This is a genomic window from Halomonas getboli (assembly GCF_023094245.1).
GTDB lineage: Bacteria > Pseudomonadota > Gammaproteobacteria > Pseudomonadales > Halomonadaceae > Halomonas > Halomonas getboli.
On the sequence record NZ_JALMEW010000010.1, the window covers coordinates 26019 to 48103 of the forward strand.

The 22085-nt window shown below is 67.7% G+C and carries 18 protein-coding genes and 2 tRNA genes; 15 read left to right on the top strand and 5 right to left on the bottom strand.

The annotated features are described in order from the left end of the window. The first annotated feature begins 127 nt into the window (after window positions 1-127). From ftsH to MYL53_RS16235, 15 genes are all read left to right on the top strand, one after another. Entirely contained in the window at window positions 128-2095 is a 1968-nt protein-coding gene (ftsH, locus tag MYL53_RS16165) for an ATP-dependent zinc metalloprotease FtsH (RefSeq protein WP_247855015.1), read from the top strand. A 97-nt stretch (window positions 2096-2192) separates the two neighbouring features. Then, on the top strand, window positions 2193-3056 hold the full coding sequence (gene folP, locus MYL53_RS16170) for a dihydropteroate synthase (protein ID WP_486606362.1): 864 nt from the start codon (window positions 2193-2195) through the stop codon (window positions 3054-3056). Next, complete coding sequence (glmM, locus tag MYL53_RS16175; RefSeq protein ID WP_247855017.1) at window positions 3049-4398, top strand: phosphoglucosamine mutase; 1350 nt, start codon at window positions 3049-3051, stop codon at window positions 4396-4398. The genes folP and glmM overlap by 8 nt, the downstream gene beginning before the upstream one ends. A gap of 64 nt (window positions 4399-4462) precedes the next feature. Next, window positions 4463-5212, top strand: a complete 750-nt coding sequence (gene tpiA, locus MYL53_RS16180) for a triose-phosphate isomerase (RefSeq protein ID WP_247855019.1) — start codon at window positions 4463-4465, stop codon at window positions 5210-5212. Window positions 5213-5216: 4 nt separating this feature from the next. Continuing rightward, on the top strand, window positions 5217-5585 hold the full coding sequence (gene secG / locus MYL53_RS16185; protein ID WP_247855021.1) for a preprotein translocase subunit SecG: 369 nt from the start codon (window positions 5217-5219) through the stop codon (window positions 5583-5585). A gap of 24 nt (window positions 5586-5609) precedes the next feature. Beyond that, window positions 5610-5696: transfer RNA gene (locus MYL53_RS16190), tRNA-Leu, on the top strand. 123 nt (window positions 5697-5819) lie between these two features. Next, window positions 5820-5896, top strand: a tRNA-Met gene (locus tag MYL53_RS16195). A 221-nt stretch (window positions 5897-6117) separates the two neighbouring features. Further along, entirely contained in the window at window positions 6118-6579 is a 462-nt protein-coding gene (rimP, locus tag MYL53_RS16200) for a ribosome maturation factor RimP (RefSeq protein ID WP_247855023.1), read from the top strand. Window positions 6580-6619: 40 nt separating this feature from the next. Then, window positions 6620-8113, top strand: coding sequence for a transcription termination factor NusA (gene nusA / locus MYL53_RS16205; RefSeq protein ID WP_247855025.1), 1494 nt, complete (start codon window positions 6620-6622; stop codon window positions 8111-8113). A 27-nt stretch (window positions 8114-8140) separates the two neighbouring features. After that, window positions 8141-10636 carry a translation initiation factor IF-2 gene (infB, locus tag MYL53_RS16210; protein WP_247855027.1) on the top strand — a complete coding sequence of 832 codons (2496 nt, stop codon included), beginning with the start codon at window positions 8141-8143 and terminating at the stop codon, window positions 10634-10636. Window positions 10637-10652: 16 nt separating this feature from the next. Continuing rightward, window positions 10653-11072 (top strand): 30S ribosome-binding factor RbfA, encoded by a 420-nt coding sequence (rbfA, locus tag MYL53_RS16215; protein WP_247855030.1) that lies wholly within the window; start codon window positions 10653-10655, stop codon window positions 11070-11072. Then, window positions 11072-11998, top strand: coding sequence for a tRNA pseudouridine(55) synthase TruB (gene truB, locus MYL53_RS16220; RefSeq protein ID WP_247855032.1), 927 nt, complete (start codon window positions 11072-11074; stop codon window positions 11996-11998). Before rbfA ends, truB begins: the two co-directional genes overlap by 1 nt. 91 nt (window positions 11999-12089) lie before the next feature. Then, entirely contained in the window at window positions 12090-12359 is a 270-nt protein-coding gene (gene rpsO, locus MYL53_RS16225) for a 30S ribosomal protein S15 (RefSeq protein WP_016853973.1), read from the top strand. Window positions 12360-12558: 199 nt separating this feature from the next. Next, window positions 12559-14694 carry a polyribonucleotide nucleotidyltransferase gene (pnp, locus tag MYL53_RS16230; protein ID WP_247855033.1) on the top strand — a complete coding sequence of 712 codons (2136 nt, stop codon included), beginning with the start codon at window positions 12559-12561 and terminating at the stop codon, window positions 14692-14694. 93 nt (window positions 14695-14787) lie between these two features. Next, on the top strand, window positions 14788-15996 hold the full coding sequence (locus tag MYL53_RS16235; protein ID WP_247855035.1) for an MFS transporter: 1209 nt from the start codon (window positions 14788-14790) through the stop codon (window positions 15994-15996). A gap of 114 nt (window positions 15997-16110) precedes the next feature. Here the strand turns inward: MYL53_RS16235 and MYL53_RS16240 are convergent, their stop codons facing one another. The 5 genes from MYL53_RS16240 to pcnB form a co-directional block, all read right to left on the bottom strand. Then, window positions 16111-17286, bottom strand: a complete 1176-nt coding sequence (locus tag MYL53_RS16240) for an acetyl-CoA C-acetyltransferase (RefSeq protein ID WP_247855038.1) — start codon at window positions 17284-17286, stop codon at window positions 16111-16113. A gap of 307 nt (window positions 17287-17593) precedes the next feature. Next, window positions 17594-18442, bottom strand: a complete 849-nt coding sequence (panC, locus tag MYL53_RS16245) for a pantoate--beta-alanine ligase (RefSeq protein WP_247855040.1) — start codon at window positions 18440-18442, stop codon at window positions 17594-17596. Continuing rightward, window positions 18442-19233 (bottom strand): 3-methyl-2-oxobutanoate hydroxymethyltransferase, encoded by a 792-nt coding sequence (panB, locus tag MYL53_RS16250; protein WP_247855041.1) that lies wholly within the window; start codon window positions 19231-19233, stop codon window positions 18442-18444. The genes panC and panB overlap by 1 nt, the downstream gene beginning before the upstream one ends. Before the next feature lie 110 nt (window positions 19234-19343). Next, window positions 19344-19844: a 2-amino-4-hydroxy-6-hydroxymethyldihydropteridine diphosphokinase gene (folK, locus tag MYL53_RS16255; protein WP_247855043.1), complete on the bottom strand. Its 501-nt coding sequence runs from the start codon at window positions 19842-19844 to the stop codon at window positions 19344-19346. Beyond that, window positions 19841-21241 (bottom strand): polynucleotide adenylyltransferase PcnB, encoded by a 1401-nt coding sequence (gene pcnB, locus MYL53_RS16260; protein ID WP_247855045.1) that lies wholly within the window; start codon window positions 21239-21241, stop codon window positions 19841-19843. The genes folK and pcnB overlap by 4 nt, the downstream gene beginning before the upstream one ends. Between the last annotated feature and the right edge of the window lie 844 nt (window positions 21242-22085).

Consider the following 22085-nt stretch of genomic DNA (forward strand, 5'->3'; position numbering starts at 1 on the left):
ATCGCGTGTCTGTGTCACAGTGAGGACAGGTGCCGTGCCTGGCCTGCTGGCCGAACGGGCGTGGTAGGGTAGTGTCGAAGGGCCAGGCGTATACGGCCGACAGATTCTTGCAATTGAGGGTAGTCCCTTGAACGACATGGCGAAGAACCTGATTCTGTGGTTGGTCATCGCGGCGGTGCTGCTGACGGTGTTCAACAACTTCAGCGTCGAGAATACACCCCAGACGATGAACTATTCCCAGTTCGTCGAAGAGGTGCAGAACGAGCAGGTCGAGAGCGTGACCATCGATGGCTATACCATCAATGGCAAGCGTACCGACGGCTCCCAGTTCCAGACCATCCGGCCGGCGGCGGAAGACCCGAAGCTGATGGATGACCTGCTGGCCCACGACGTCACCGTGATCGGTCAGAAGCCCGAGCAGCAGAGCCTGTGGACGCGGCTGCTGATCGCCAGCTTCCCGATCCTGCTGATCCTCGCCATCTTCATGTTCTTCATGCGCCAGATGCAGGGCGGCGGTGGCGGCAAGGGCGGGCCGATGAGCTTCGGCAAGTCCAAGGCCAAGCTGCTCTCCCAGGACCAGATCAAGACCACCTTCGCCGACGTGGCCGGCTGCGACGAGGCCAAGGAAGAGGTCGAGGAGCTGGTCGACTTCCTGCGCGATCCGACCAAGTTCCAGCGCCTGGGCGGTACCATCCCCCGCGGCGTGCTGATGGTCGGCCCGCCGGGTACCGGCAAGACGCTGCTGGCCAAGTCGATCGCCGGCGAGGCCAAGGTGCCGTTCTTCTCGATCTCCGGCTCCGACTTCGTCGAGATGTTCGTCGGCGTGGGCGCCTCGCGCGTGCGCGACATGTTCGAGCAGGCCAAGAAGCAGGCGCCCTGCATCATCTTCATCGACGAGATCGATGCCGTGGGCCGTTCGCGCGGCGCCGGCATGGGCGGCGGCAACGACGAGCGCGAGCAGACCCTGAACCAGCTGCTGGTCGAGATGGACGGCTTCGAGGCCAACGAAGGCATCATCGTCATCGCCGCCACCAACCGTCCCGACGTGCTCGACCCGGCGCTGCTGCGCCCGGGCCGCTTCGACCGTCAGGTCACCGTGCCGCTGCCCGACATCCGCGGCCGCGAGCACATCCTCAACGTGCACCTGCGCAAGGTGCCGCTGGCCGACGACGTCAAACCGTCGCTGATCGCCCGCGGCACGCCGGGCTTCTCCGGCGCCGATCTGGCCAACCTGGTCAACGAGGCGGCGCTGTTCTCCGCCCGTCGCAACAAGCGACTGGTGGGCATGGAGGAGCTGGAGCTGGCCAAGGACAAGATCATGATGGGCGCCGAGCGCCGCTCCATGGTCATGACCGAGAAGGACAAGCTCAACACCGCCTATCACGAGTCGGGCCACGCCATCATCGGCCTGGTGATGCCGGAGCACGATCCGGTCTACAAGGTCACCATCATTCCGCGCGGCCGCGCGCTGGGCGTGACCATGTTCCTCCCCGAGGAGGATCGCTACAGCCTGTCGCGTCAGCAGATCATCAGCCAGATCTGCTCGCTGTACGGCGGCCGCCTGGCCGAGGAGATGACGCTGGGCCCGAACGGCGTGACCACCGGCGCCTCGAACGACATCAAGCGCGCCACCGAGCTGGCCCACAATCTGGTGGCCAAGTGGGGACTGTCCGAGGAGATGGGGCCGATCATGTACGACGAGGACGAGTCCCACCAGTTCCTCGGCGGCCCGGGCCAGAGCGGCGGCAAGCTCAAGTCCGGTGAGACGGTCACCAAGCTCGACAAGGAAGTGCGGCGGATCATCGACGAGTGCTACGCCCAGGCCAAGCAGATCCTCGAGGACAACCGCGACAAGCTGGACGCCATGGCCGAGGCGCTGGTGCAGTACGAGACCATCGACGCCGACCAGCTCAAGGACATCATGGACGGCCGCACCCCGCGTCCGCCCAAGGGCTGGGACGACGACGGCCCCGGTCCCGGCGCGCCGATCGGCGAGGCGCCCCAGGAGGAGCCCAGGGCCGACGACGACAGCGACGAGGAGGAATCCTCGGGTCGCCGTCCCTCCGACCCGCTGGGCGGGCCGGCCGGCAACTGAACCACCGCGAGCTAGACGATCATCGGGCGCCCTGCGGGGCGCCCTTGCCGTGGCAGGGGACGTCATTCCCCGCTTTCAGAACACGCTCAGGACAACGATGCACAACAGCGCTCCCACCTCTCTCCAGTGTGGCCGGCACCGGCTCGATCTCTCCTTTCCCCGCGTGATGGGGATCCTCAACGTCACTCCCGACTCCTTCTCCGACGGCGGTCGGCACAATGCCCTCGACGATGCCCTGCGGCGCGCCGAGGGCATGCTGGCCGAAGGCGCGGCGATCATCGATGTCGGCGGCGAGTCCACCCGGCCCGGCGCCGAGGCGGTGCCGCTGCAGCAGGAGCTCGACCGGGTGGTGCCGGTGGTCGAGGCGCTGGTGCGCGAGTTCGATGCCCTGGTGTCGGTGGACACCAGCGCCCCCGAGGTGATGACTGCCGCGGCCGAGGCCGGCGCCGGCATGCTCAACGACGTGCGCAACCTGCGCCGCGAGGGCGCCCTGCGCGCCGCCGCCGCCAGCGGCCTGCCGGTGTGCGTGATGCACATGCTCGGCGAGCCCAGCGACATGCAGGACGCGCCCCGCTACGACGTGCCGGTGGAGGAGGCGGTGGCCGACTTCCTCGAGCGGCGGGTGGCGGAGTGCGAGGCCGCCGGCCTGCGTCGCGAACGGCTGATCCTCGACCCGGGCTTCGGCTTCGCCAAGAGCGTCGAGCACAACCTGCGCCTGCTCCATCGCCTGGGGCGTCTGGAGGCGCTCGGCCTGCCGCTGCTGGTGGGCATGTCGCGCAAGAGCATGATCGGCAAGGTGCTGGATCGCCCGGTGGAGGAGCGCCTGCATGGCGGCCTGGCGCTGTCGGCGCTGGCCGTCGAGCGCGGCGCACGGATTCTTCGCGTGCATGACGTGGCCCCCCACGTGGATGCGATCAACATGACCTGGGCCGTGCTCGAGGAGGGCCGCCACGATGACTAAGCGTTACTTCGGAACCGACGGAATCCGCGGCACGGTGGGCGAGCCGCCCATCACCGCCGACTTCATGCTCAAGCTGGGCTGGGCCACCGGCCGGGTGCTGGCCGAGAAGGTCGGCCGCGCGCGAGTGGTGATCGGCAAGGACACCCGCATCTCCGGCTACATGTTCGAGTCGGCGCTGGAGGCCGGGCTGTCCGCGGCCGGCGTCGACGTCATCCTGCTCGGCCCGATGCCGACGCCGGGCATCGCCTACCTGACGCGGGCCTTCCGCGCCAACGCCGGCATCGTCATCTCGGCGTCGCACAATCCGTTCGCCGACAACGGCATCAAGTTCTTCTCCGCCGCCGGCACCAAGCTCGGCGACGCGGTCGAGGAGCGCATCGAGGCGATGCTCGAGGAGCCGCTGACCACGGTGGCGCCGGATGCCCTGGGCAAGGTGCGTCGCGCCGACGACGCCGCTGGCCGCTACATCGAGTTCTGCAAGTCGACCATTCCCGACCGCGTCGACCTGCACGGTCTGAAGATGGTGATCGACTGCGCCCACGGTGCCACCTACCACATCGCCCCCAGCGTGTTCCGCGAGCTGGATGCCAAGGTGGAAGTGATCGGCGCCGAGCCGGACGGCCTCAACATCAATCGTGAGGTCGGCTCCACCCATCCTGCCGCGCTGCGCGCCGCGGTGATCCGCAGCGGCGCCGATCTGGGCGTCGCCTTCGACGGCGACGGCGATCGGGTGCTGATGGTCGACGCCGACGGTCGCGAGATCGACGGCGACGACATCCTCTACATGATCGCCCGCGACCGCCACGCCCGCGGCGAGCTGGGCGGCGGCGTGGTCGGCACCCTGATGAGTAACTTCGGCCTGGCCGCCGCGCTCGAGTCGATGGGCGTGCCCTTCGAGCGGGCCAGGGTCGGCGACCGCTATGTGATGGAGCGCCTGGCGGCCAACGACTGGCGGCTCGGCGGCGAGTCCTCCGGCCATATCGTCTGCGGCCATGTGCAGACCACCGGCGACGGCATCGTCTCCGCCCTGCAGGTGCTGGCGATCATGGTGCGCGAAGGCAAGCCGCTGGGCCGGTTGCTCGACGGCCTGGAGAAGGCCCCCCAGGCGCTGGTCAACGTGCGGCTGACGCCGGGCAGCGATGCCCGGGCGCTGATGGAGGAGGCCTCGCTGCAGCGCGCGGTGGCCGCCGTCGAGGCCGAGCTCGGCGACCAGGGGCGGGTGCTGCTGCGTCCCTCCGGCACCGAGCCGCTGATCCGGGTGATGGTCGAGGGACGCCCGCACCTGGACGTGGACGGTCTGGCTCGCCGCCTGGCGGCCGACGTGGAGGGGCTGCTGTCCTGAGGCTGGTTGTCTTGACAGGGCCGCTCCTATACCATTTCGCTCCACCTTGAAAGAGGGAAGCTGCATGCCTACGCCGCTGATTGCCGGCAACTGGAAGATGAACGGGTCCCGTCAACTGGTCGATGAGTTCGGCCGGGCCTTTCGCGATGCCGCGCTGCCGGACGGCGTGTCGGTGGCGCTGATGGTGCCCTTTCCCTATCTGGAAGCCGCCGCTCGTGCTTTCGAGGGCGGCCCGCTGGCCCTCGGGGCCCAGACCCTGAGCGATCGGCCCTCCGGCGCCTTCACCGGCGAGGTCGGCGGCGAGATGCTGCGCGACTGCGGCGTGCGGATGGTTCTGGTCGGTCACTCCGAGCGGCGGACCCTGTTCGGCGAGGACGACGCCGCCGTGCTGGCCCGCGTGCGTGCGGCGCTGGGCGTCGGGCTGACACCGGTGCTGTGCCTGGGCGAGTCTCTCGAGGAGCGCGATGCCGGGCGTACCGAGGCGGTGGTGCTCGGTCAGCTCGAGGCGGTGCTCGACGGCCTCGACGCAGCCCAGCGCGCGGCGCTGGTGATCGCCTACGAGCCGGTGTGGGCCATCGGCACCGGCCGCACCGCGACCCCGGACCAGGCCCAGGCGGTGCACGGCGCCATCCGCGCGCGGCTCACGCGCTACGATGCCGAGCTCGCCGCCGCCATGCAGGTGCTCTACGGCGGCAGCATGAAGGCCGACAACGCCGCCGAGCTGCTCGCCCAGCCGGACATCGACGGCGGCCTGGTGGGCGGTGCTTCCCTGAAAATCGACGATTTCCTAGCCATTTGCCAGTCAGCAGGTTGATACCATGCAAGTTGCCATTCTCATGATCCACGTGGCGATCGCCATCGCTCTGGTCGTCCTGATCCTGCTGCAGCAGGGCAAGGGCGCCGACGCCGGTGCCTCCTTCGGCGGCGGCGCTTCCCAGACCGTATTCGGCTCCCGCGGCAGCGGCGGCTTCCTGTCGCGCGCCACCGGCGTGCTGGCCGCGGCCTTCTTCGCCACTTCCCTGACCCTGGCGTATTTCGCCTCCCAGGCCGGCCAGGCACCGAAGGAAACGGGGATTCCCGATGCCAAGCTGATCGAACAGCAGCAAAATTCCGTGCCGTCCCTTGACGAAGGCTCCTCGAGTGCGGATAATGCTGCGCCAGTGCTGGAGAGCAGCGACGGAAACTGAGTCGTGAATCCGGCCTCCCCTGATGCCGAAGTGGTGGAATTGGTAGACACGCTATCTTGAGGGGGTAGTGGCCTTACGGCCGTGCGGGTTCAAGTCCCGCCTTCGGCACCATTCCTGAAGCCGATCCGACGATCTCATCGTTGTGCATCGGATCTTCATCGCAGGATTGGCGAAACGGTGTGATGCGGCTTGACGGAGACGCTGAGTCAGCATAGAATCACCGACCTAGATTGATGCGGGGTGGAGCAGTCTGGTAGCTCGTCGGGCTCATAACCCGAAGGTCATCGGTTCAAATCCGGTCCCCGCTACCATCTTCCTGTCGACATGCAGGGCCTTTAAGGGGCATGTCAGACGCCGAGAAGTGGTATACAGGTTTCTTGAAAAGCCCCTTCCTGTGAAGGGGCTTTTTGTTAGCGGCCAGCTCGCCGGCAAGCATCGGCGGCGCTGATCCGGGCAACGCCAATCAGCCACCTGACTTTCCTGTTCACTCCCGGCCAGGTGCCTGATGCAACGGCTGTAGGAGCTTTCTTCCGTGGCAACCAAGGATGCTGCGCTGCACGCGCTGATCGAACCGGTGGTCTCGGCCATGGGGTTCGAGCTGTGGGGCATCGACTACCTGTCCCAGGGCAAACACTCCCGTCTGGTGATCTACATCGATCACGCCGATGGCGTGAATGTGGATGACTGCGCCGACGTCAGCCGCCAGGTCAGTGCGGTGTTCGACGTCGAGGATCCCATCAGCGGTGAATATCGGCTCGAGGTGTCCTCCCCGGGGATGGATCGTCCCCTGTTCACCCTCGAGCAGTTCGCGCGCTATGCCGGCCACCACGTGGCGGTGAAGCTGCGCGTGCCGTTCGACGGGCGGCGCAAGTTCCAGGGCCTGCTGGCCGGCGTCGAGAACGACGAGGTGCTGGTGCGGCTCGACGACGAGGAATACTGCTTTCCCATCGAGAGCATCGATCAGGCGCGGGTCGTGCCGCAGTTCGAAGACTGAGGTCGATGCACAAGGACGGGTTTTCTGGCGAGGCTAAGGCATGAGTAAAGAGATTCTGGCGGTCGTCGACGCGATCTCCAACGAAAAGGGTGTCCCCCGCGAGGTGATCTTCGAGGCCGTCGAGGCGGCGCTGGCCAGCGCGTCACGCAAGCGTTTCGAGGACGAAGAGGTCAGCGTGCGGGTACACATCGACCGCGTGACCGGTGACTACGAGACGTTCCGCCGCTGGGAGGTCGTCGAGGACGACGACTTCGACGGCCCGGACGCCCAGATCAAGCTGACCTTCGCCGAGCGTCGCGATCCGCCGCTGGGCCTGGGTGACGTGGTCGAGGAGCAGATCGAGAACGCCGCCTTCGGTCGCATCGCGGCCCAGACCGCCAAGCAGGTCATCGTGCAGAAGGTGCGCGAGGCCGAGCGGGCCGAGGTGGTGCGCCTCTACGCCGACCGCGAAGGCGAGCTGGTCGCCGGCATCGTCAAGAAGACGACACGCGACGGCCTGATCATCGATCTCGGCGAGAACGCCGAGGCCTTCCTGCCGCGCAGCGAGATGATCCCGGGCGAGCGCTATCGCATGAACGAGCGCGTCCGCGCGCTGTTGACCAAGGTCGATCCGGAGGCCCGCGGCGCCCAGCTGATCCTGTCGCGTACCTGCCCGGAGCTGATCATCGAGCTGTTCAGCATCGAGGTGCCGGAAATTGCCGAGCAGCTCATCGAGATCAAGGGCGCGGCCCGCGATCCGGGCTCGCGGGCCAAGATTGCGGTCAAGACCAACGACCGTCGCATCGACCCGGTCGGCGCCTGCGTGGGCATGCGCGGCTCGCGGGTACAAGCGGTGTCCACCGAGCTGCAGAACGAGCGCGTGGACATCGTGCTGTGGGACGACAACCCCGCCCAGCTGGTGATCAACGCCATGGCGCCGGCGGATGTCGCCTCGATTCTCGTCGACGAGGATTCCCACGCCATGGACGTGGCGGTCGCCGAGGACAACCTGGCTCAGGCCATCGGCCGTAGCGGCCAGAACGTGCGCCTGGCCTCCGAGCTCACCGGCTGGCGTCTCAACGTCATGACCGAGGCCGAGGCCGAGGCCAAGCGCGACCAGGAGATCGATAGCCTGGTCGAGCATTTCATCCAGCACCTGGACATCGACGACGACGTGGCTCGTCTGCTCGTCGAAGAGGGCTTCACCTCCCTGGAGGAGGTCGCCTACGTCCCGGCGGAGGAAATGCTGGAGATCGAAGAGTTCGACGAGGATCTCGTCGAGGAGCTGCGCGCTCGCGCCAAGGACGAGCTGTTGAACCTGGCCATCGCCTCCGAGGAAGAACTCGATGGTGCCGAGCCGGCCGACGACCTGCTTGAAATGGACGGCATGGAGCGTCACCTGGCCTACATCCTGGCCAGCCGCGGCATCAAGACCATGGAGGACCTCGCCGAACAGTCCGTCGACGATCTGACGGACATCGAGGAACTGGACGAGGAGCGCGCCGCGGCACTGATCATGACTGCCCGTGCGCCTTGGTTCGAGAGCGAACAGTAAACGGGTCACGGGCTGAGGAGGGTCGTAATGTCAGAAATGACCGTTAAGGATTTTGCAGCAAAGGTGGGGCGTGAAGTGCCTCGTCTGCTGGAACAGATGAAAGAAGCCGGGCTCAAGCACAAGTCCGAAGGCGACGCCGTATCCGAAGAGGACAAGCGTCAGCTGCTGGACTATCTCACCAAGAGTCACGGCGGGAGCGCCGAGCAGGCCGCACCCAAGAACCGTATCACCCTGACCCGCAAGACGCGCAGCCGCATCAAGAGTGGCGATCGCGGCAAGAGCATCGAGGTGCAGGTCCGCAAGAAGCGCACCTACGTCAAGCGCGAGGAAGAGAAGCCCGTCGAGGAGCCGAAGGCGGAGGATCACGGTCCGCGTCAGCTGGTCGGCGACATGGCCGATTCCGAGGCCAAGCGCCAGGCGGAAGAAGCCAAGCGTGCCGAGGAGAAGGCCGCTCGCGAGGCCGAGGAGAAGGCCCAGGCCGAAGCGGCCGCCAAGGTCGAGCCGGAGATCCCGGTGCCGGAGCTGGAAACCCCGGCCCCGACCGAGCAGCCGCCGGCGCCGCCGAAGGAAGGCCGTACCGATCGTCGCGCCGCCCCGGCCGGCAAGAAGGCCGGCAAGAAGGGCCGTCACGAGCGTGAAGACGATCGTGGCGATCGCGAGGAGCGTCGTCGCGGCGGCAAGAAGGCCAAGCGCGCCGAGCGTCGCGGCGGCCGTCGCGGTGGCAGCCAGGGCGGCGGCAAGCACGGCTTCCAGAAGCCGACGCAGCCGATCGTCCGCGAGGTCTCGATCCCCGAGTCGATCAGCGTCGCCGACCTGGCCGACAAGATGTCCATCAAGGCGAACGAGGTCATCAAGACCATGTTCACCATGGGCGCGGCGGTGACCATCAACCAGACCATCGATCAGGACACCGCGGCCATCGTGGTCGAGGAGATGGGCCACAAGCCCAAGCTGGTCAAGGACGATGCGCTGGAGACCGAGGTCCTCGAGAACATCTCCTACGAGGGCGAGGAAATCACTCGCTCGCCGGTCGTGACCGTCATGGGTCACGTCGACCACGGCAAGACCTCGCTGCTCGACTACATCCGTCGTGCCAAGGTCGCCACCGGCGAGGCCGGCGGCATCACCCAGCACATCGGCGCCTACCACGTCGAGGACGATCACGGCGGCGTGACCTTCCTCGATACCCCGGGCCACGCGGCGTTCACCGCCATGCGTGCTCGCGGTGCCAAGGCCACCGACGTGGTGGTGCTGGTGGTGGCCGCCGATGACGGCGTCATGCCCCAGACCATCGAGGCCATCGAGCACTCGAAGGCCGCCGGCGTGCCGATGGTCGTCGCGGTCAACAAGATCGACAAGCAGGGCGCCGATCCGGATCGCGTCAAGAACGAGCTGTCCCAGCACGGCGTGATCTCCGAGGAGTGGGGTGGCGACACCCAGTTCGTGCACGTCTCCGCCAAGTCCGGCGAAGGCATCGAGGGCCTGCTCGAGTCGATCCAGCTGGTCTCCGAGGTGCTCGAGCTCAAGGCCGTGCCCGAGGCGCCCGGCAAGGGCGTGGTGGTCGAGTCCCGCCTGGACAAGGGCCGCGGCCCGGTGGCCACCGTGCTGGTCCAGAACGGCACCCTGAAGAAGGGCGACATCGTGCTCGCCGGCCTGCACTACGGCCGCGTGCGTGCGCTGATCAACGAGCTCGGCCAGCAGGTCGACGAAGCCGGCCCGGCCATGCCGGTCGAGATCCAGGGCCTGGACGGCACCCCGGAAGCGGGTGACGACTTCATGGTCCTCGACGACGAGAAGAAGGCCCGCGAGGTCGCCAACTTCCGTCAGGGCAAGTACCGCGAGGTGCGCCTGGCTCGTCAGCAGAAGGCCAAGCTGGAGAACATGTTCTCCCAGATGGGCCAGGAAGAGGTCGCCAAGGTCAACATCGTCCTCAAGGCCGACGTCCAGGGCTCCCTGGAAGCCATCAAGGGTGCGCTCGAGGAGCTGTCGACCGACGAAGTGCAGGTCGCCGTGGTGTCCTCCGGCGTGGGCGGTATCACCGGTACCGACGCCAACCTGGCCCTGGCCAGTGACGCCATCGTGGTCGGCTTCAACGTGCGTGCCGACGCCGCCGCTCGCGAGATCATCGAGCGCGAAGGCCTCGACCTGCGCTACTACAGCGTCATCTACCAGCTGATCGACGAGGTCAAGCAGGCGATGAGCGGCATGCTCGCGCCGGAGTGGAAGGAAGAGATCGTCGGCGTGGCCGAGGTTCGCGACGTCTTCCGCGCCCCGAAGATCGGCGCCGTTGCCGGCTGCATGGTGGTCGAGGGCACCGTCTATCGCCACAAGAAGATCCGCGTGCTGCGCGAGAACGTGGTGATCTACGAGGGCGAGCTCGAGTCCTTGCGCCGCTACAAGGACGACGTCAACGAGGTTCGCAGCGGTATCGAATGCGGTATCGGCGTGAAGAACTACAACGACGTCCAGGTCGGCGACAAGATCGAGGTCTTCGATCAGGTCAAGGTCGAGCGGACGCTCTGACCGCGAGGAGCCGATCATGCGCGAGTTCAAGCGTACCGACCGGGTAGCCGACCAGCTCCAGAAGGAGCTGGCGGTACTCATCCAGCGCGAGATCAAGGATCCGCGCCTGGGCATGGTCACCGTCAGCGGGGTCACGGTCAGCCGTGATCTCGGCTACGCCGACGTCTACGTGACGCTGCTCGGCGAGCAGGATGCCGAGCGGATCAAGGAGAACCTCGGCGTGCTCAAGCGCGCCGCCGGTTTCCTGCGTGGTCAGATCGCCCGCCGCATCAAGCTGCGTCACGTGCCGGAGCTGCGCTTCCACTACGACGAGAGCGTGGTGCGTGGCCAGCATCTGTCCTCGCTGATCGACGAGGCGGTAGCGAGCGATCGCGACCGTCACGACGACGAGGCCGAGGGTGACGACGGCGAGCGCGGCGAGGGAGAGCGCGACTGATGGCGCGTCGCCGTCGCGGGCTGCCGGTGAACGGCGTGCTGCTGCTGGACAAGCCCCAGGGCGCGTCCAGCAACCACGCGCTGCAGCGGGCCCGGCGCCTGTTCCAGGCGCAGAAGGCCGGCCACACCGGCACCCTCGATCCGATGGCTACCGGGCTGTTGCCGGTGTGCTTCGGCGAGGCGACCAAGTTCTCGGCCTTCCTGCTCGACGCCGACAAGACGTATCGCACCCGGGTCGAGCTCGGGACGATCACCGACTCCGGCGACGCCGAGGGCGAGGTTGTCGAGCGCCGCGAGGTGCCGCCGCTCGAGGAGGCCGACCTGCGCGGCGTGCTCGAACGCTTCACCGGCGAGATCGACCAGGTGCCGCCGATGTATTCGGCGCTCAGGCACCAGGGGCGCAAGCTCTACGAGCTGGCCCGCGAGGGCAAGAGCGTGGAGCGTGCAGTGCGCCGCGTGACGGTGTATGATGCGCGCCTTCTCTCGTTCGAGGGCGCGGCCTTCGAACTCGAGGTGCGGGTCAGCAAGGGCACCTACATCCGGACCCTGGCCGAGGATATCGGCGAGGCGCTCGGCTGCGGCGCCCATATCAGCGTCCTGCGACGGCTGGCGACCGGTCCCTTCGGCGCCGACGGCATGCTGACGCCGGAGGCCCTCGAGGCGCTGTCGGATCAGGCCACACGCGAGGGCGTGCTGCTGCCGGTGGACGTGCTGGTGGCCGACCTGCCCAGGCTGGCCCTGGACGAGGCGGCGGCCAGCCGCCTGCTGCATGGCCAGAGCGCCAGGTGTGATACCGGTGATCTGCCGGTCGACGGCCTGGCCAGACTCTATCGCGACGAGACCTTCCTGGGGCTCGGCGTGGTGAGAGCGGCGGGGGAGATTGCCCCGCGCCGCCTGCTGAGCACCGCCGAGGCGGACTCGGCATGAACCGACCCTTCGGGGCCGGCGTGGAGACTGCAAATATGCGTGGTCTCCGACATTCACATCATTCAGGCATATTGCTGAACTGGAGAGACAGATGGCACTGACAGCCGAGCAGAAGGCCGAGATCGTCAACGAATACGGCCGTGGCGACAACGACACCGGTTCCCCTGAGGTGCAGGTGGCCCTGCTGACCGCCAACATCGACGGCCTGCAGGATCACTTCAAGACCAACAAGCAGGATCACCACTCCCGTCGTGGTCTGATTCGCATGGTCAACCAGCGCCGCAAGCTGCTGGACTACCTGAAGCGCAAGGACTTCGAGCGCTATCAGTCCCTGATCCAGCGTCTGGGTCTCCGTCGTTAAACGACGGCGTCCAGAACGACGCGAAACGGGCAGCCCTTCGGGGCTGCCCGTTTTGCGTTTATGGGTCTTCCTCGATGGCTGGTAACGACGCAAGAGGGGGAAATCTCACCCCCTGGTGGCCGCGCCGGGCGACACCCCCTAAAATGGTCGCCGAGTCGAAACGACCCGAACATGAATCGAAAAGCTGAAGGAAGTCGCCGTGAACCCGGTCAAGAAAACGTTTGAGTACGGTCGCAGCACCGTCACCCTGGAAACCGGGCGCATCGCCCGCCAGGCCTCCGGTGCCGTGATGGTCACCATGGACGACACCGTGGTGCTGTGCACCGTGGTGGCGAAGAAGGACGTCAATCCCGCCCAGCCGTTCTTCCCGCTGTCCGTCCACTACCAGGAGAAGACCTACTCGGTCGGCAAGATTCCCGGCGGCTTCTTCAAGCGTGAGGGGCGTCCCACCGAGAAGGAGACCCTCACCTCGCGGCTGATCGATCGCCCGATCCGCCCGCTGTTCCCGAAGGGCTTCATGAACGAGGTCCAGGTCATCTGCACGGTGCTCTCCGCCGACCGTAACCAGGATCCGGACATCGCCGCCATGATCGGCACCTCCGCGGCCCTGGCCGTCTCCGGCGTGCCCTTCAACGGGCCGATCGGCGCCGCCCGCGTCGGCTTCACCGAGGACAAGGGCTACTTCCTCAACCCGAGCGTCGAGGAGCTCGCCGCCTCCGAGCTGAACATGGTCGTCGCCGGCACCGAGAAGGCCGTGCTGATGGTCGAGTCCGAGGCCAGCGAGCTGCTCGAGGACGAGATGCTGGGCGCCGTGCTCTACGGCCATCAGGAGATGCAGGTCGCCGTCTCCGCCATCAACGAGCTGGCCGCCGAGGCCGGCAAGCCGCGCTGGGACTGGCAGCCGGCCGCCGAGAACACCGCCCTCAAGGACGCCGTGGCGCTGGGCTTCGAGGCCAAGGTCGGCGAGGCCTATCGCATCACCGACAAGATGGCCCGCCAGGATGCCCTGTCCGCGCTGAAGGACGAAGCCGTGGCCCAGCTGGCCGGTGAGCAGGAAGGCCAGTTCGCCGCCGACGAGGTCAAGGGCGCCTTCGCCGGCCTCGAGAAGCGCGTCGTGCGCTCCCGCGTCATCAAGGGCGAGCCGCGCATCGACGGCCGCGACCACAAGACCGTGCGTCCGCTGGACATCGAGGTCGGCGGCCTGCCCAAGACCCACGGTTCGGCGATCTTCACCCGTGGCGAGACCCAGGCCGTGGTCGTGGCCACCCTCGGCACCCTGCGCGACGCCCAGCTGATCGAATCGCTGGAAGGCGAGCGCAAGGACCGCTTCCTGCTGCACTACAACTTCCCTCCCTACAGCGTGGGCGAGGCCGGCTTCATGGGCGGTCCCAAGCGTCGCGAGATCGGCCACGGCCGCCTGGCCCGCCGCGGCGTCCAGGCCATGCTGCCGAGCGAAGATGACTTCCCCTACACCATCCGCGTGGTGTCCGAGATCACCGAGTCCAACGGCTCCAGCTCCATGGCCTCCGTGTGCGGCTCCTCGCTGGCCCTGATGGACGCCGGCGTGCCGATGAAGGCTCCGGTGGCCGGCATCGCCATGGGCCTGGTCAAGGACGAGGACGGCTACGCCGTGCTGACCGACATCCTCGGCGACGAGGATCACCTCGGCGACATGGACTTCAAGGTGGCCGGTTCCGCCGAGGGCGTCACCGCCCTGCAGATGGACATCAAGATCGAGGGCATCAACGAGGAGATCATGGAGCAGGCGCTCCAGCAGGCCAACGAGGCCCGCCTGAGCATCCTCGAACAGATGAACACCGTGATCGCCAAGAGCCGCGAGGAAGTCTCCGACAACGCGCCCTCCATGGCCACCATCAAGATCGATCCGGAGAAGATCCGCGACGTCATCGGCAAGGGCGGCGCCACCATCCGCAAGATCTGCGAGGACACCGGCGCCTCCATCGACCTGGACGACGACGGCACCGTGCGCATCTACGCCGAGGAGAAGTCGGCGGCCAAGGCGGCCATCGACACCGTGCTGGCGATCACCGCCGAGCCGGAAATCGGCAAGCTGTATCGCGGCAAGGTGGTGCGCATCGCCGACTTCGGCGCCTTCGTCAACATCATGCCCGGCACCGACGGCCTGGTGCACATCTCCCAGATCGTGCCCGAGCGCGTCAACGACGTGCGTGACTTCCTCAACGAGGGTGACGAGGCCGTGGTCAAGGTGCTCGACATCGACAACCGCAACCGGGTGAAGCTGACCATCAAGGAGATCACCCCGGAAGAGAAGGCCGCCTTCGAGGCCGAGGAAGCCGAGACCGACGAGCTCTAAGCGAGCGGTCATGAGCCGAACGCCCCCGTGGCTCACGCCGCGGGGGCGTTCTCGTTTCGGGGCACTGGCCCCACCATCGATCAGGGACGACCCATGACGCGCCACGATTCCCACCCGTCATCCTCCGCCCCCAAGACCGTCACCCAGCGTCGCGACTGGCTGGGCGTGGGCGCGGTGATGATCGGCATCTTCCTGCTGGTCACCGCCGAGCAGCTGCCCATCGGGCTGCTGTCTCAGGTGGCCGATTCGCTGTCCGTGACTTCCGGCATCGCCGGGCTGCTGATCACCGTGCCCGGCGTGGTGGCGGCCTTCGCCGCGCCGCTGCTGCCGGTGGCGGTGGGGCGGCTCGACCGGCGCTGGCTGTTGACCGGGCTGATGGCGCTGATGACCGTGGCCAGCCTGCTGGGCGCGCTGGCCGACGGCTTCGTCATGCTGCTCGCGACCAGGGTGCTGGTGGGCGTGTGCATCGGCGGCTTCTGGGCCATCGCCGGCGGGCTGGCCTCGCGGCTGGTGGCCCTGGAGCAGGTGCCGCGGGCCATGTCGCTGATCTTCAGCGGCGTGGCCGGGGCCTCGGTGCTGGGCGTGCCGGCGGGCACCTGGCTCGGCGAGCACACCGACTGGCGCATCGCCTTCGGCTCGCTGGCGGGCCTGAGCCTGCTGGTGACCATCGCCCTGTGGCGGCTGCTGCCGCGCCTGCCGGCACAGCAGCCGGTTCGGCTGTCCAACCTGGCCGGCCAGTTTGCCAGCCGCGGCGTGCGGGTCGGCGTGGCCGCCACCGCGCTGATCGTGATGGGCCACTTCGCCGCCTACACCTTCGTCAGCCCGATCCTGCAGGACATCGCCGGCATTCCGCTGGCCGGCATCAGTACCCTGCTGCTGTGCTACGGGGCGGCGGGCCTGTGCGGCAACTTCCTCGCCGGCACCGCCGCCGGGCGCCGGCCCTACGCCACCGTGCTGGTGATTCCGCTGCTGCTGGCGGTCGCCACCCTGGCCTTCCCCTGGCTGGGGCGTGAGCCGGCCATGGCGATCGCCCTGCTGATGCTGTGGGGCGCGGTGTTCGGCAGCATCTCGGTGAGCCTGCAGACCTGGATTCTCAGGAGCGCGCTGAACACCGAGGCCGCCACCGCGCTGATGGCCTTCGTGTTCAACCTGTCGATCGGCATCGGCGCCATGGCCGGCGGCCGGGTGGTGGACGCCATCGGGCTGAGCGGCGTGCTGCTCGGCGCCGGGGGGCTGTTCGTGCTGGCCGCGGCGCTGGTGGCTCGCACGCCCTCGCGGGTGGTCGGTCCGCCCCAGGGCTGAGGCCGAGAGTCGCCTGGCAGAACGCAAAAGCCCCGCTCATCCGAGCGGGGCTTTTGCATTTAGCGGTTGGCAGCCTTCATGCGACGTTGCCGAACGCAGCCACTTCCGTGATCGTTAACGCTCGATCGCGAGAGCCACGCCTTGCCCGCCGCCGATACACAGCGTCGCCAGGCCCTTCTTGGCATCGCGGGCGATCATTTCGTGCACCAGGGTCACCAGGATACGGCAGCCGGAGGCGCCGATCGGGTGGCCCAGCGCGATGGCGCCGCCGTTGACGTTGATCATCGAGGTGTCCCAGCCGAGCTCCTTGTTCACCGCCAGCGCCTGGGCAGCGAAGGCCTCGTTGGCCTCGACCAGATCCAGGTCGTCCAGGCTCCAGCCGGCCTTCTCGAGGCAGCGGCGGGTGGCCGGAGCCGGGCCGATGCCCATGATCGCCGGGTCGACGCCGGCATTGGAGTAGGCCTTGATGCGTGCCAGCGGCTCGAGGCCAAGGGCCTTGGCCTTCTCGGCGGAGCACAGCATCACCACCGCGGCGCCGTCGTTGATCGAGGAGGCGTTGCCGGCGGTCACGCTGCCGTCCTTCTTGAACGCCGGGCGCATGCCGCCGAGCTTCTCGGCGCTGACCTCGCGCGGGTTCTCGTCGGTGTCGAACACCACCGGGTCGCCCTTGCGCTGGGGAATCTCCACCGGGACGATCTGGCCCTTGAACCGGCCTTCCTTGATCGCGGCGGAGGCCTTCTGCTGGGAGCCGGCGGCGAACTCGTCCATTTCCTCGCGGCTGATGCCGTACTTCTCGGCCAGGTTCTCGGCGGTGATGCCCATGTGGAAGTCGTTGAAGGCGTCCCACAGGCCGTCGTGGACCATGGAGTCGATGGCCTTCCAGTCGCCCATGCGCTGGCCGGTGCGCGAGTTGGGCAGCACGTGCGGGGAGAGCGACATGTTCTCCTGGCCGCCGGCCAGGATCAGCTCGGCGTCGCCGCAGCGAATCGCCTGAGTGGCCAGGTGCAGGGCCTTGAGGCCCGAGCCGCAGACCTTGTTGATGGTCATGGCCGGTACCGCGTCGGGCAGTCCGCCCTTGATGGCGGCCTGACGGGCGGGGTTCTGGCCGGTGCCGGCGGTCAGCACCTGACCGAGCAGCACTTCATCGACCTGGTCCGGGGCCACGCCGGTGCCGGCGAGGATGTCCTTGATCACATGGGCACCGAGGTCGCTGGCGGGAATGCCGGCGAGGGAACCGCCGAAGGCGCCGACGGCGGTACGACGGGCGGCTACGATCACCACTTCTTGCATGAGGCTTACTCCTGAAGATTCGCGGACGAGCGTCCGCTCAGCATAGGGGACTTTTGTGCGCTGCGGCAATCCCCGCTGAGGGCGGTTCGGCTAGAACTTCAGTATAGGCAAGCGGAAGGGGGATGAAGAGGGGATGGCCGGGGCGGGCGCCCCGGCGCGGAGCCATCGGGCCAGCTGGGCCGGAATGGCGTTGCTGGTGTGGCTGACGAGGTTGCCTTCCTCGAGGTAGACCAGGAGGGCGCGTGACGAGTTCGTCCCGGTGGCCAAGGACGGCAAGGGGCGCCGCCTGGGCGGCGTGGCCGGATCCTCAGCGGGGGAGGGTCAGCGACAGATTGTCGATCAGTCGGGTCGGGCCCAGGCGCGCCGCGGCGAGCAGCACGGCATCGCGGGTGGCGTCGCCGACCGGGCCCAGGTCGGCGGCACGCAGTTCCAGGTAGTCGGGGGCGAAGCCCGCCTCGCGCAGCCGCTCGAGGCCGCGGGTCAGGCTGTCCTCGACCGGTGCGCCGGCCTCCAGCGCCTCGCGCAGGGCACCCAGGGTGCGGTAGAGCTCGGGGGCCATGGCGCGCTGCGCCGCGTCCAGATAGCCGTTGCGCGAGGACAGCGCCAGGCCGTCCTCGTCGCGCTCGATCGGCACCCCGACGATCGCGATAGGCAGGTGCAGATCGGCCACCAGGCGGCGGATCACCGCCAGCTGCTGGTAGTCCTTCTCGCCGAAGCAGGCGAGATCGGGCTGCACCAGATTGAACAGCATGGTGACCACGGTCGCCACGCCGTCGAAGTGGCCGGGGCGGTCGCCGCCGCACAGCCCCTCTGAGACCTCGGGCACGCTGACTCGGGTCTGGGCTTCGAGGCCGCGCGGATAGACGGTGGCCACGTCGGGGGCGAACAGCAGGTCGCAGTCGGCGGCCTCGAGACGGGCCTGGTCGTCGGCCAGGGTGCGCGGATAGGCGTCGAGGTCCTCGTTCGGCCCGAACTGCATCGGATTGACGAAGATGGTCGCCACCACCACGTCGGCGCGGCGCCGGGCCTCGGCGACCAGTGCCAGGTGGCCGGCGTGCAGGTTGCCCATGGTTGGCACCAGGCCGATGCGGCGACCGGCACGGCGATGCGCGGCCAGGGTCTCGCGCAGCGCGGCGACGTCGTTCAGGGTCTGCATCAGAAGCCGTGCTCCTCGGCGGGGAAGCGCCGTGCCTTGACGTCCTCGTGGTAGCGCTGGAAGGCGCCCTGGATGTCGTCGGCCTCGGCCATGAAGTTCTTGACGAAGCGCGGGGTGCGCCCGCCGGTGACGCCGAGCACGTCGTGCATCACCAGTATCTGGCCGTCGGTGTCGGGGCCGGCGCCGATGCCGATCACCGGCACGTCGAGGGCCTCGGTCACGGCGCGGCCGAGGCTCGCCGGCACGCATTCCAGCAGGATCACCGAGGCGCCGGCCTCGGCCAGGGTGCGGGCGTCCTCGAGGATGCGCTCGGCGTGGTCGGCGTCGCGGCCCTGGACCTTGTAGCCGCCCAGCTGATGCACGGTCTGAGGGGTCAGACCCAGGTGGGCGCACACCGGCACGCCGCGGCGGGAGAGCTCGCGGATGCCGTCGGCCATCCACGCCTCGCCTTCCACCTTGACCATCTCGGCGCCGGCACGCATCAGCGCCCCGGCGTCCTCGAGCATGCGCTCGGTGGTGGCGTTGCTCATGAAGGGCAGGTCGACCATCAGCAGGCTCGCGCCCTTGCCCTGCGCCGCGCAGCGGGTGTGATAGCAGATGTCGTCCAGGGTCACCGGCAGGGTGCTGGTGTGGCCCTGGAGGACCATGCCGAGTGAGTCGCCGACCAGCAGCACTTCGATGCCGGCCTCGCTGGCGGTGCGGGCGAAGGTGGCGTCGTAGGCGGTCAGGCAGCTGAAGGGTTCACCGGCGCGCTTCAAGGCCTGCAGCGTGCTTAGGGTGACGGTTTTCATGGCGTGCTCTCGTATCGTGATCCGGCGCTCGGCGAAGGCCGCGCTCTTGTGTAACCGCGCATTGTTACCCGATCCAGGGGAGAGTGTCGATAGGTAACACCCGAGGCAATTTAGTCGGCTTGGGGTAACACTCGACGCAGGCCGTCATCGTCCAGGGCGGCGGCCAGGCTTGCCGCGTCGCGACCGTCCGGCAGGCGCAGCTCGGGGGCGAGCTCGGCCAGCGGAACCATCACGAAGGCGCGCTTCATCATCTCCGCGTGGGGCAGCGTCAGCCGCGGCGTCGTCATCTTGCGATCATCGAACAGCAGCAGGTCGAGGTCCAGGGTGCGCGGCCCCCAGCGGCGGCCGCGGACGCGGCCGTGGCGCTGTTCGAGGGCCTGCAGCTGGTCGAGCAGGGCCAGCGGCGACAGCCGGGTCTCGAGCTCGGCCACGGCGTTGACGAAGTCGGGCTGGTCGGCCGGGCCCAGCGGGCGGCTGGCGTAGCGCGACGAGGCGCGGTGCCGGCGGGTCAGCGGCAGGGCATCGAGCTCGGCCAGGGCGCGCTCGACGTGCCCGTGGGGGTCGTCGAGGTTGCTGCCGAGCCCGATCCAGGCGCGATGCGGAAGGCTCATGAGTCGCCGTTGGACGGCTTGCGGCGACGACGGCGGCGGCGGCGCTTGTTGCGCGGCGCGGGCGTGCCGGCCGGGTCGGCGTCGACCTTGCCCAGCAGGCGGCGCTGCTCGTGCTCGTCGGCGTCCTGGAAGGCGGTCCACCAGTCGCCCAGGCCGGGCTCCATTTCGCCGGCGGCCTCGCGCACCAGCAGGAAGTCGTAGGCAGCGCGGAAGCGCGGATGCTCACGGGTCTGGAAGACGCGCTTGCCGCGGCGCAGCGGCAGCCGCTGCTGGAGGTCCCAGATATCGCGCATCGGCAGGCTGAAGCGCTTGGGAATGGACACGTGCTGCAGCTGGCGCGAGATGACCTGCTGGGAGGCGGCCTGCAGGGCCGGAATCGGCGGCATGCCGTCATCCTCCAGCGCCCGCTGGCGCAGCTGCACCGGGCCCCACAGCAGGGCGGCGAACAGGAAGGCCGGCGTCACCGGGCGCTCGTCGCGGACGCGGCGGTCGGTGCTGGTCAGGGCGCGCTCGATCACCGCCTCGGCCCAGGGCAGCTCCTCCATGGCCTCGTCGGCCTCGGGGAACAGCATGGCGAACAGGCCGTAGTCGCGCAGCAGGTGGAAGGTCTCGACGCCGTGGCCGCTCATGAACAGCTTGAGCACTTCGTCGAACAGTCGCGCCGGCGGCACCTGCAGCAGCAGCTCGGCGAGCTCGACGATCGGCGCCTCGGTGGCCGGGTCGATGTCGAAGTCGAGCTTGGCGGCGAAGCGTACCGCGCGCAGCATGCGCACCGGGTCCTCGCGGTAGCGGGTCGCCGGATCGCCGATCAGCCGCAGGATGCGGTCCTCGATGTCCCGGACGCCGCCGGCGAAGTCGTGGATCGAGAAGTCGGCGATGTTGTAGTAAAGGGCATTGATCGTGAAGTCGCGCCGTATGGCGTCTTCCTCGATGTTGCCCCAGACGTTGTCGCGCAGCAGCATGCCGTCGTCCGACTGCTGGGCGATATGGTCGGCGTGATCGTCGCTGGGCTTGCCGCGGAAGGTGGTGACCTCGATCACCTCCCGGCCGAAGCGCACGTGGACGATACGGAAGCGGCGCCCGACGATGCGCGAGTTGCGGAACAGCTCGCGGACCTGCTCCGGGGTGGCGTCGGTGGCCACGTCGAAGTCCTTGGGCATGCGGCCGAGCAGGGAGTCGCGGATGCAGCCCCCCACCAGGAAGGCCTCATGGCCGGCGTTGTGCAGCCGGTAAAGCACCTTGAGGGCGGCGTCGCTGAAGTGCTGACGCGACACCGGGTGCTCGTCGCGGGGAATGATGCGCAGCGCGGGGAGGGCGGCCGACGGCTCCTGAGGGCCGAACAGCGACCGGAGGCGCTCGCCCGGGCTCTGCAGAAAGCGGGTAAAACCTTTGATCATGCGGCGTTGTCGACTCGCGGGGGATACAAATGAGGGTACGAAAAGCGTTGAGTGTAGCGAACACCCGACACCTTGCAAAGCGTGGGACCTGTTGGTTATCCGGCTAGCAATGGAAAGGGGAGGCCATCTGGCCTCCCCCGAAAGCAGGATGCAGCATCCCTGCTGCTGATTCTTCTTCGTGATGGCGCATCGCCTTGAATACGCACCACAGTCACCAAGCAGCTCAGGCAAGCAATGTTGTTGTCGTTGTGGACGTTCCTGAAGGTGACCGTCTCGTATTCAAAACAATAATCCAACCACGACGGCTGATGATTGCCTCCCCCCGACGTCTTGTTGTTGTTGACGGGGGTGCACCTCTGGCGGCCCTTGTTGTTGTTGGCGGCCGGGGCGGGTGCGTCGCGTCCTGATTCCGGACTTCGAGCGTCTTGTTGTTGTTGCCTCGAAGGACTCGCGCCGCCTGCCGCTGTTGTGCTTGTTGTCGGCAATGGCGCTTGAGTGTCTGTGGCCCGTGGTCTTGTTGTTGTTGAGTCGGGCCTGTCTCCGCTCGCGAGCCTTGTTGTTGTTATTGGCCGCGGGTGACATCCGGCATTGTTTTTCTTGATCTGTATATAGCAGGCTGCGTGCCATTATCTTGAAAATACTTTAAAAACATAGAGTTGTTGGTGTTGGTCTTGGCAGGGTCCGGCATGAGGCGGGAAAGTGTTACCCAGGCTGCCCGCTTATGGGGCAAAGGCTGTGTGGGAAGGTAACAAATGGTGCGTGTGCGTCCTTGAATGCCTCAAAAACGACGCCCGCGGCATCGGCCGCGGGCGCTAGTGCTTTGGTCGTAGGGCTGGAACATGGC

Bases quoted from the DNA above. Each gene is read 5' to 3' on its own strand.
- tpiA (WP_247855019.1), top strand. From the start codon at position 4,463: ATGCCTACGCCGCTGATTGCCGGCAACTGGAAGATGAACGGGTCCCGT.
- secG (WP_247855021.1), top strand. From the start codon at position 5,217: ATGCAAGTTGCCATTCTCATGATCCACGTGGCGATCGCCATCGCTCTG.
- pcnB (WP_247855045.1), bottom strand. From the start codon at position 21,241: ATGATCAAAGGTTTTACCCGCTTTCTGCAGAGCCCGGGCGAGCGCCTC.
- truB (WP_247855032.1), top strand. From the start codon at position 11,072: ATGGCGCGTCGCCGTCGCGGGCTGCCGGTGAACGGCGTGCTGCTGCTG.
- folP (WP_486606362.1), top strand. From the start codon at position 2,193: ATGCACAACAGCGCTCCCACCTCTCTCCAGTGTGGCCGGCACCGGCTC.
- panC (WP_247855040.1), bottom strand. From the start codon at position 18,442: ATGCAGACCCTGAACGACGTCGCCGCGCTGCGCGAGACCCTGGCCGCG.
- rbfA (WP_247855030.1), top strand. From the start codon at position 10,653: ATGCGCGAGTTCAAGCGTACCGACCGGGTAGCCGACCAGCTCCAGAAG.
- infB (WP_247855027.1), top strand. From the start codon at position 8,141: ATGTCAGAAATGACCGTTAAGGATTTTGCAGCAAAGGTGGGGCGTGAA.
- panB (WP_247855041.1), bottom strand. From the start codon at position 19,233: ATGAAAACCGTCACCCTAAGCACGCTGCAGGCCTTGAAGCGCGCCGGT.
- rpsO (WP_016853973.1), top strand. From the start codon at position 12,090: ATGGCACTGACAGCCGAGCAGAAGGCCGAGATCGTCAACGAATACGGC.
- MYL53_RS16235 (WP_247855035.1), top strand. From the start codon at position 14,788: ATGACGCGCCACGATTCCCACCCGTCATCCTCCGCCCCCAAGACCGTC.
- MYL53_RS16240 (WP_247855038.1), bottom strand. From the start codon at position 17,286: ATGCAAGAAGTGGTGATCGTAGCCGCCCGTCGTACCGCCGTCGGCGCC.
- folK (WP_247855043.1), bottom strand. From the start codon at position 19,844: ATGAGCCTTCCGCATCGCGCCTGGATCGGGCTCGGCAGCAACCTCGAC.
- glmM (WP_247855017.1), top strand. From the start codon at position 3,049: ATGACTAAGCGTTACTTCGGAACCGACGGAATCCGCGGCACGGTGGGC.
- nusA (WP_247855025.1), top strand. From the start codon at position 6,620: ATGAGTAAAGAGATTCTGGCGGTCGTCGACGCGATCTCCAACGAAAAG.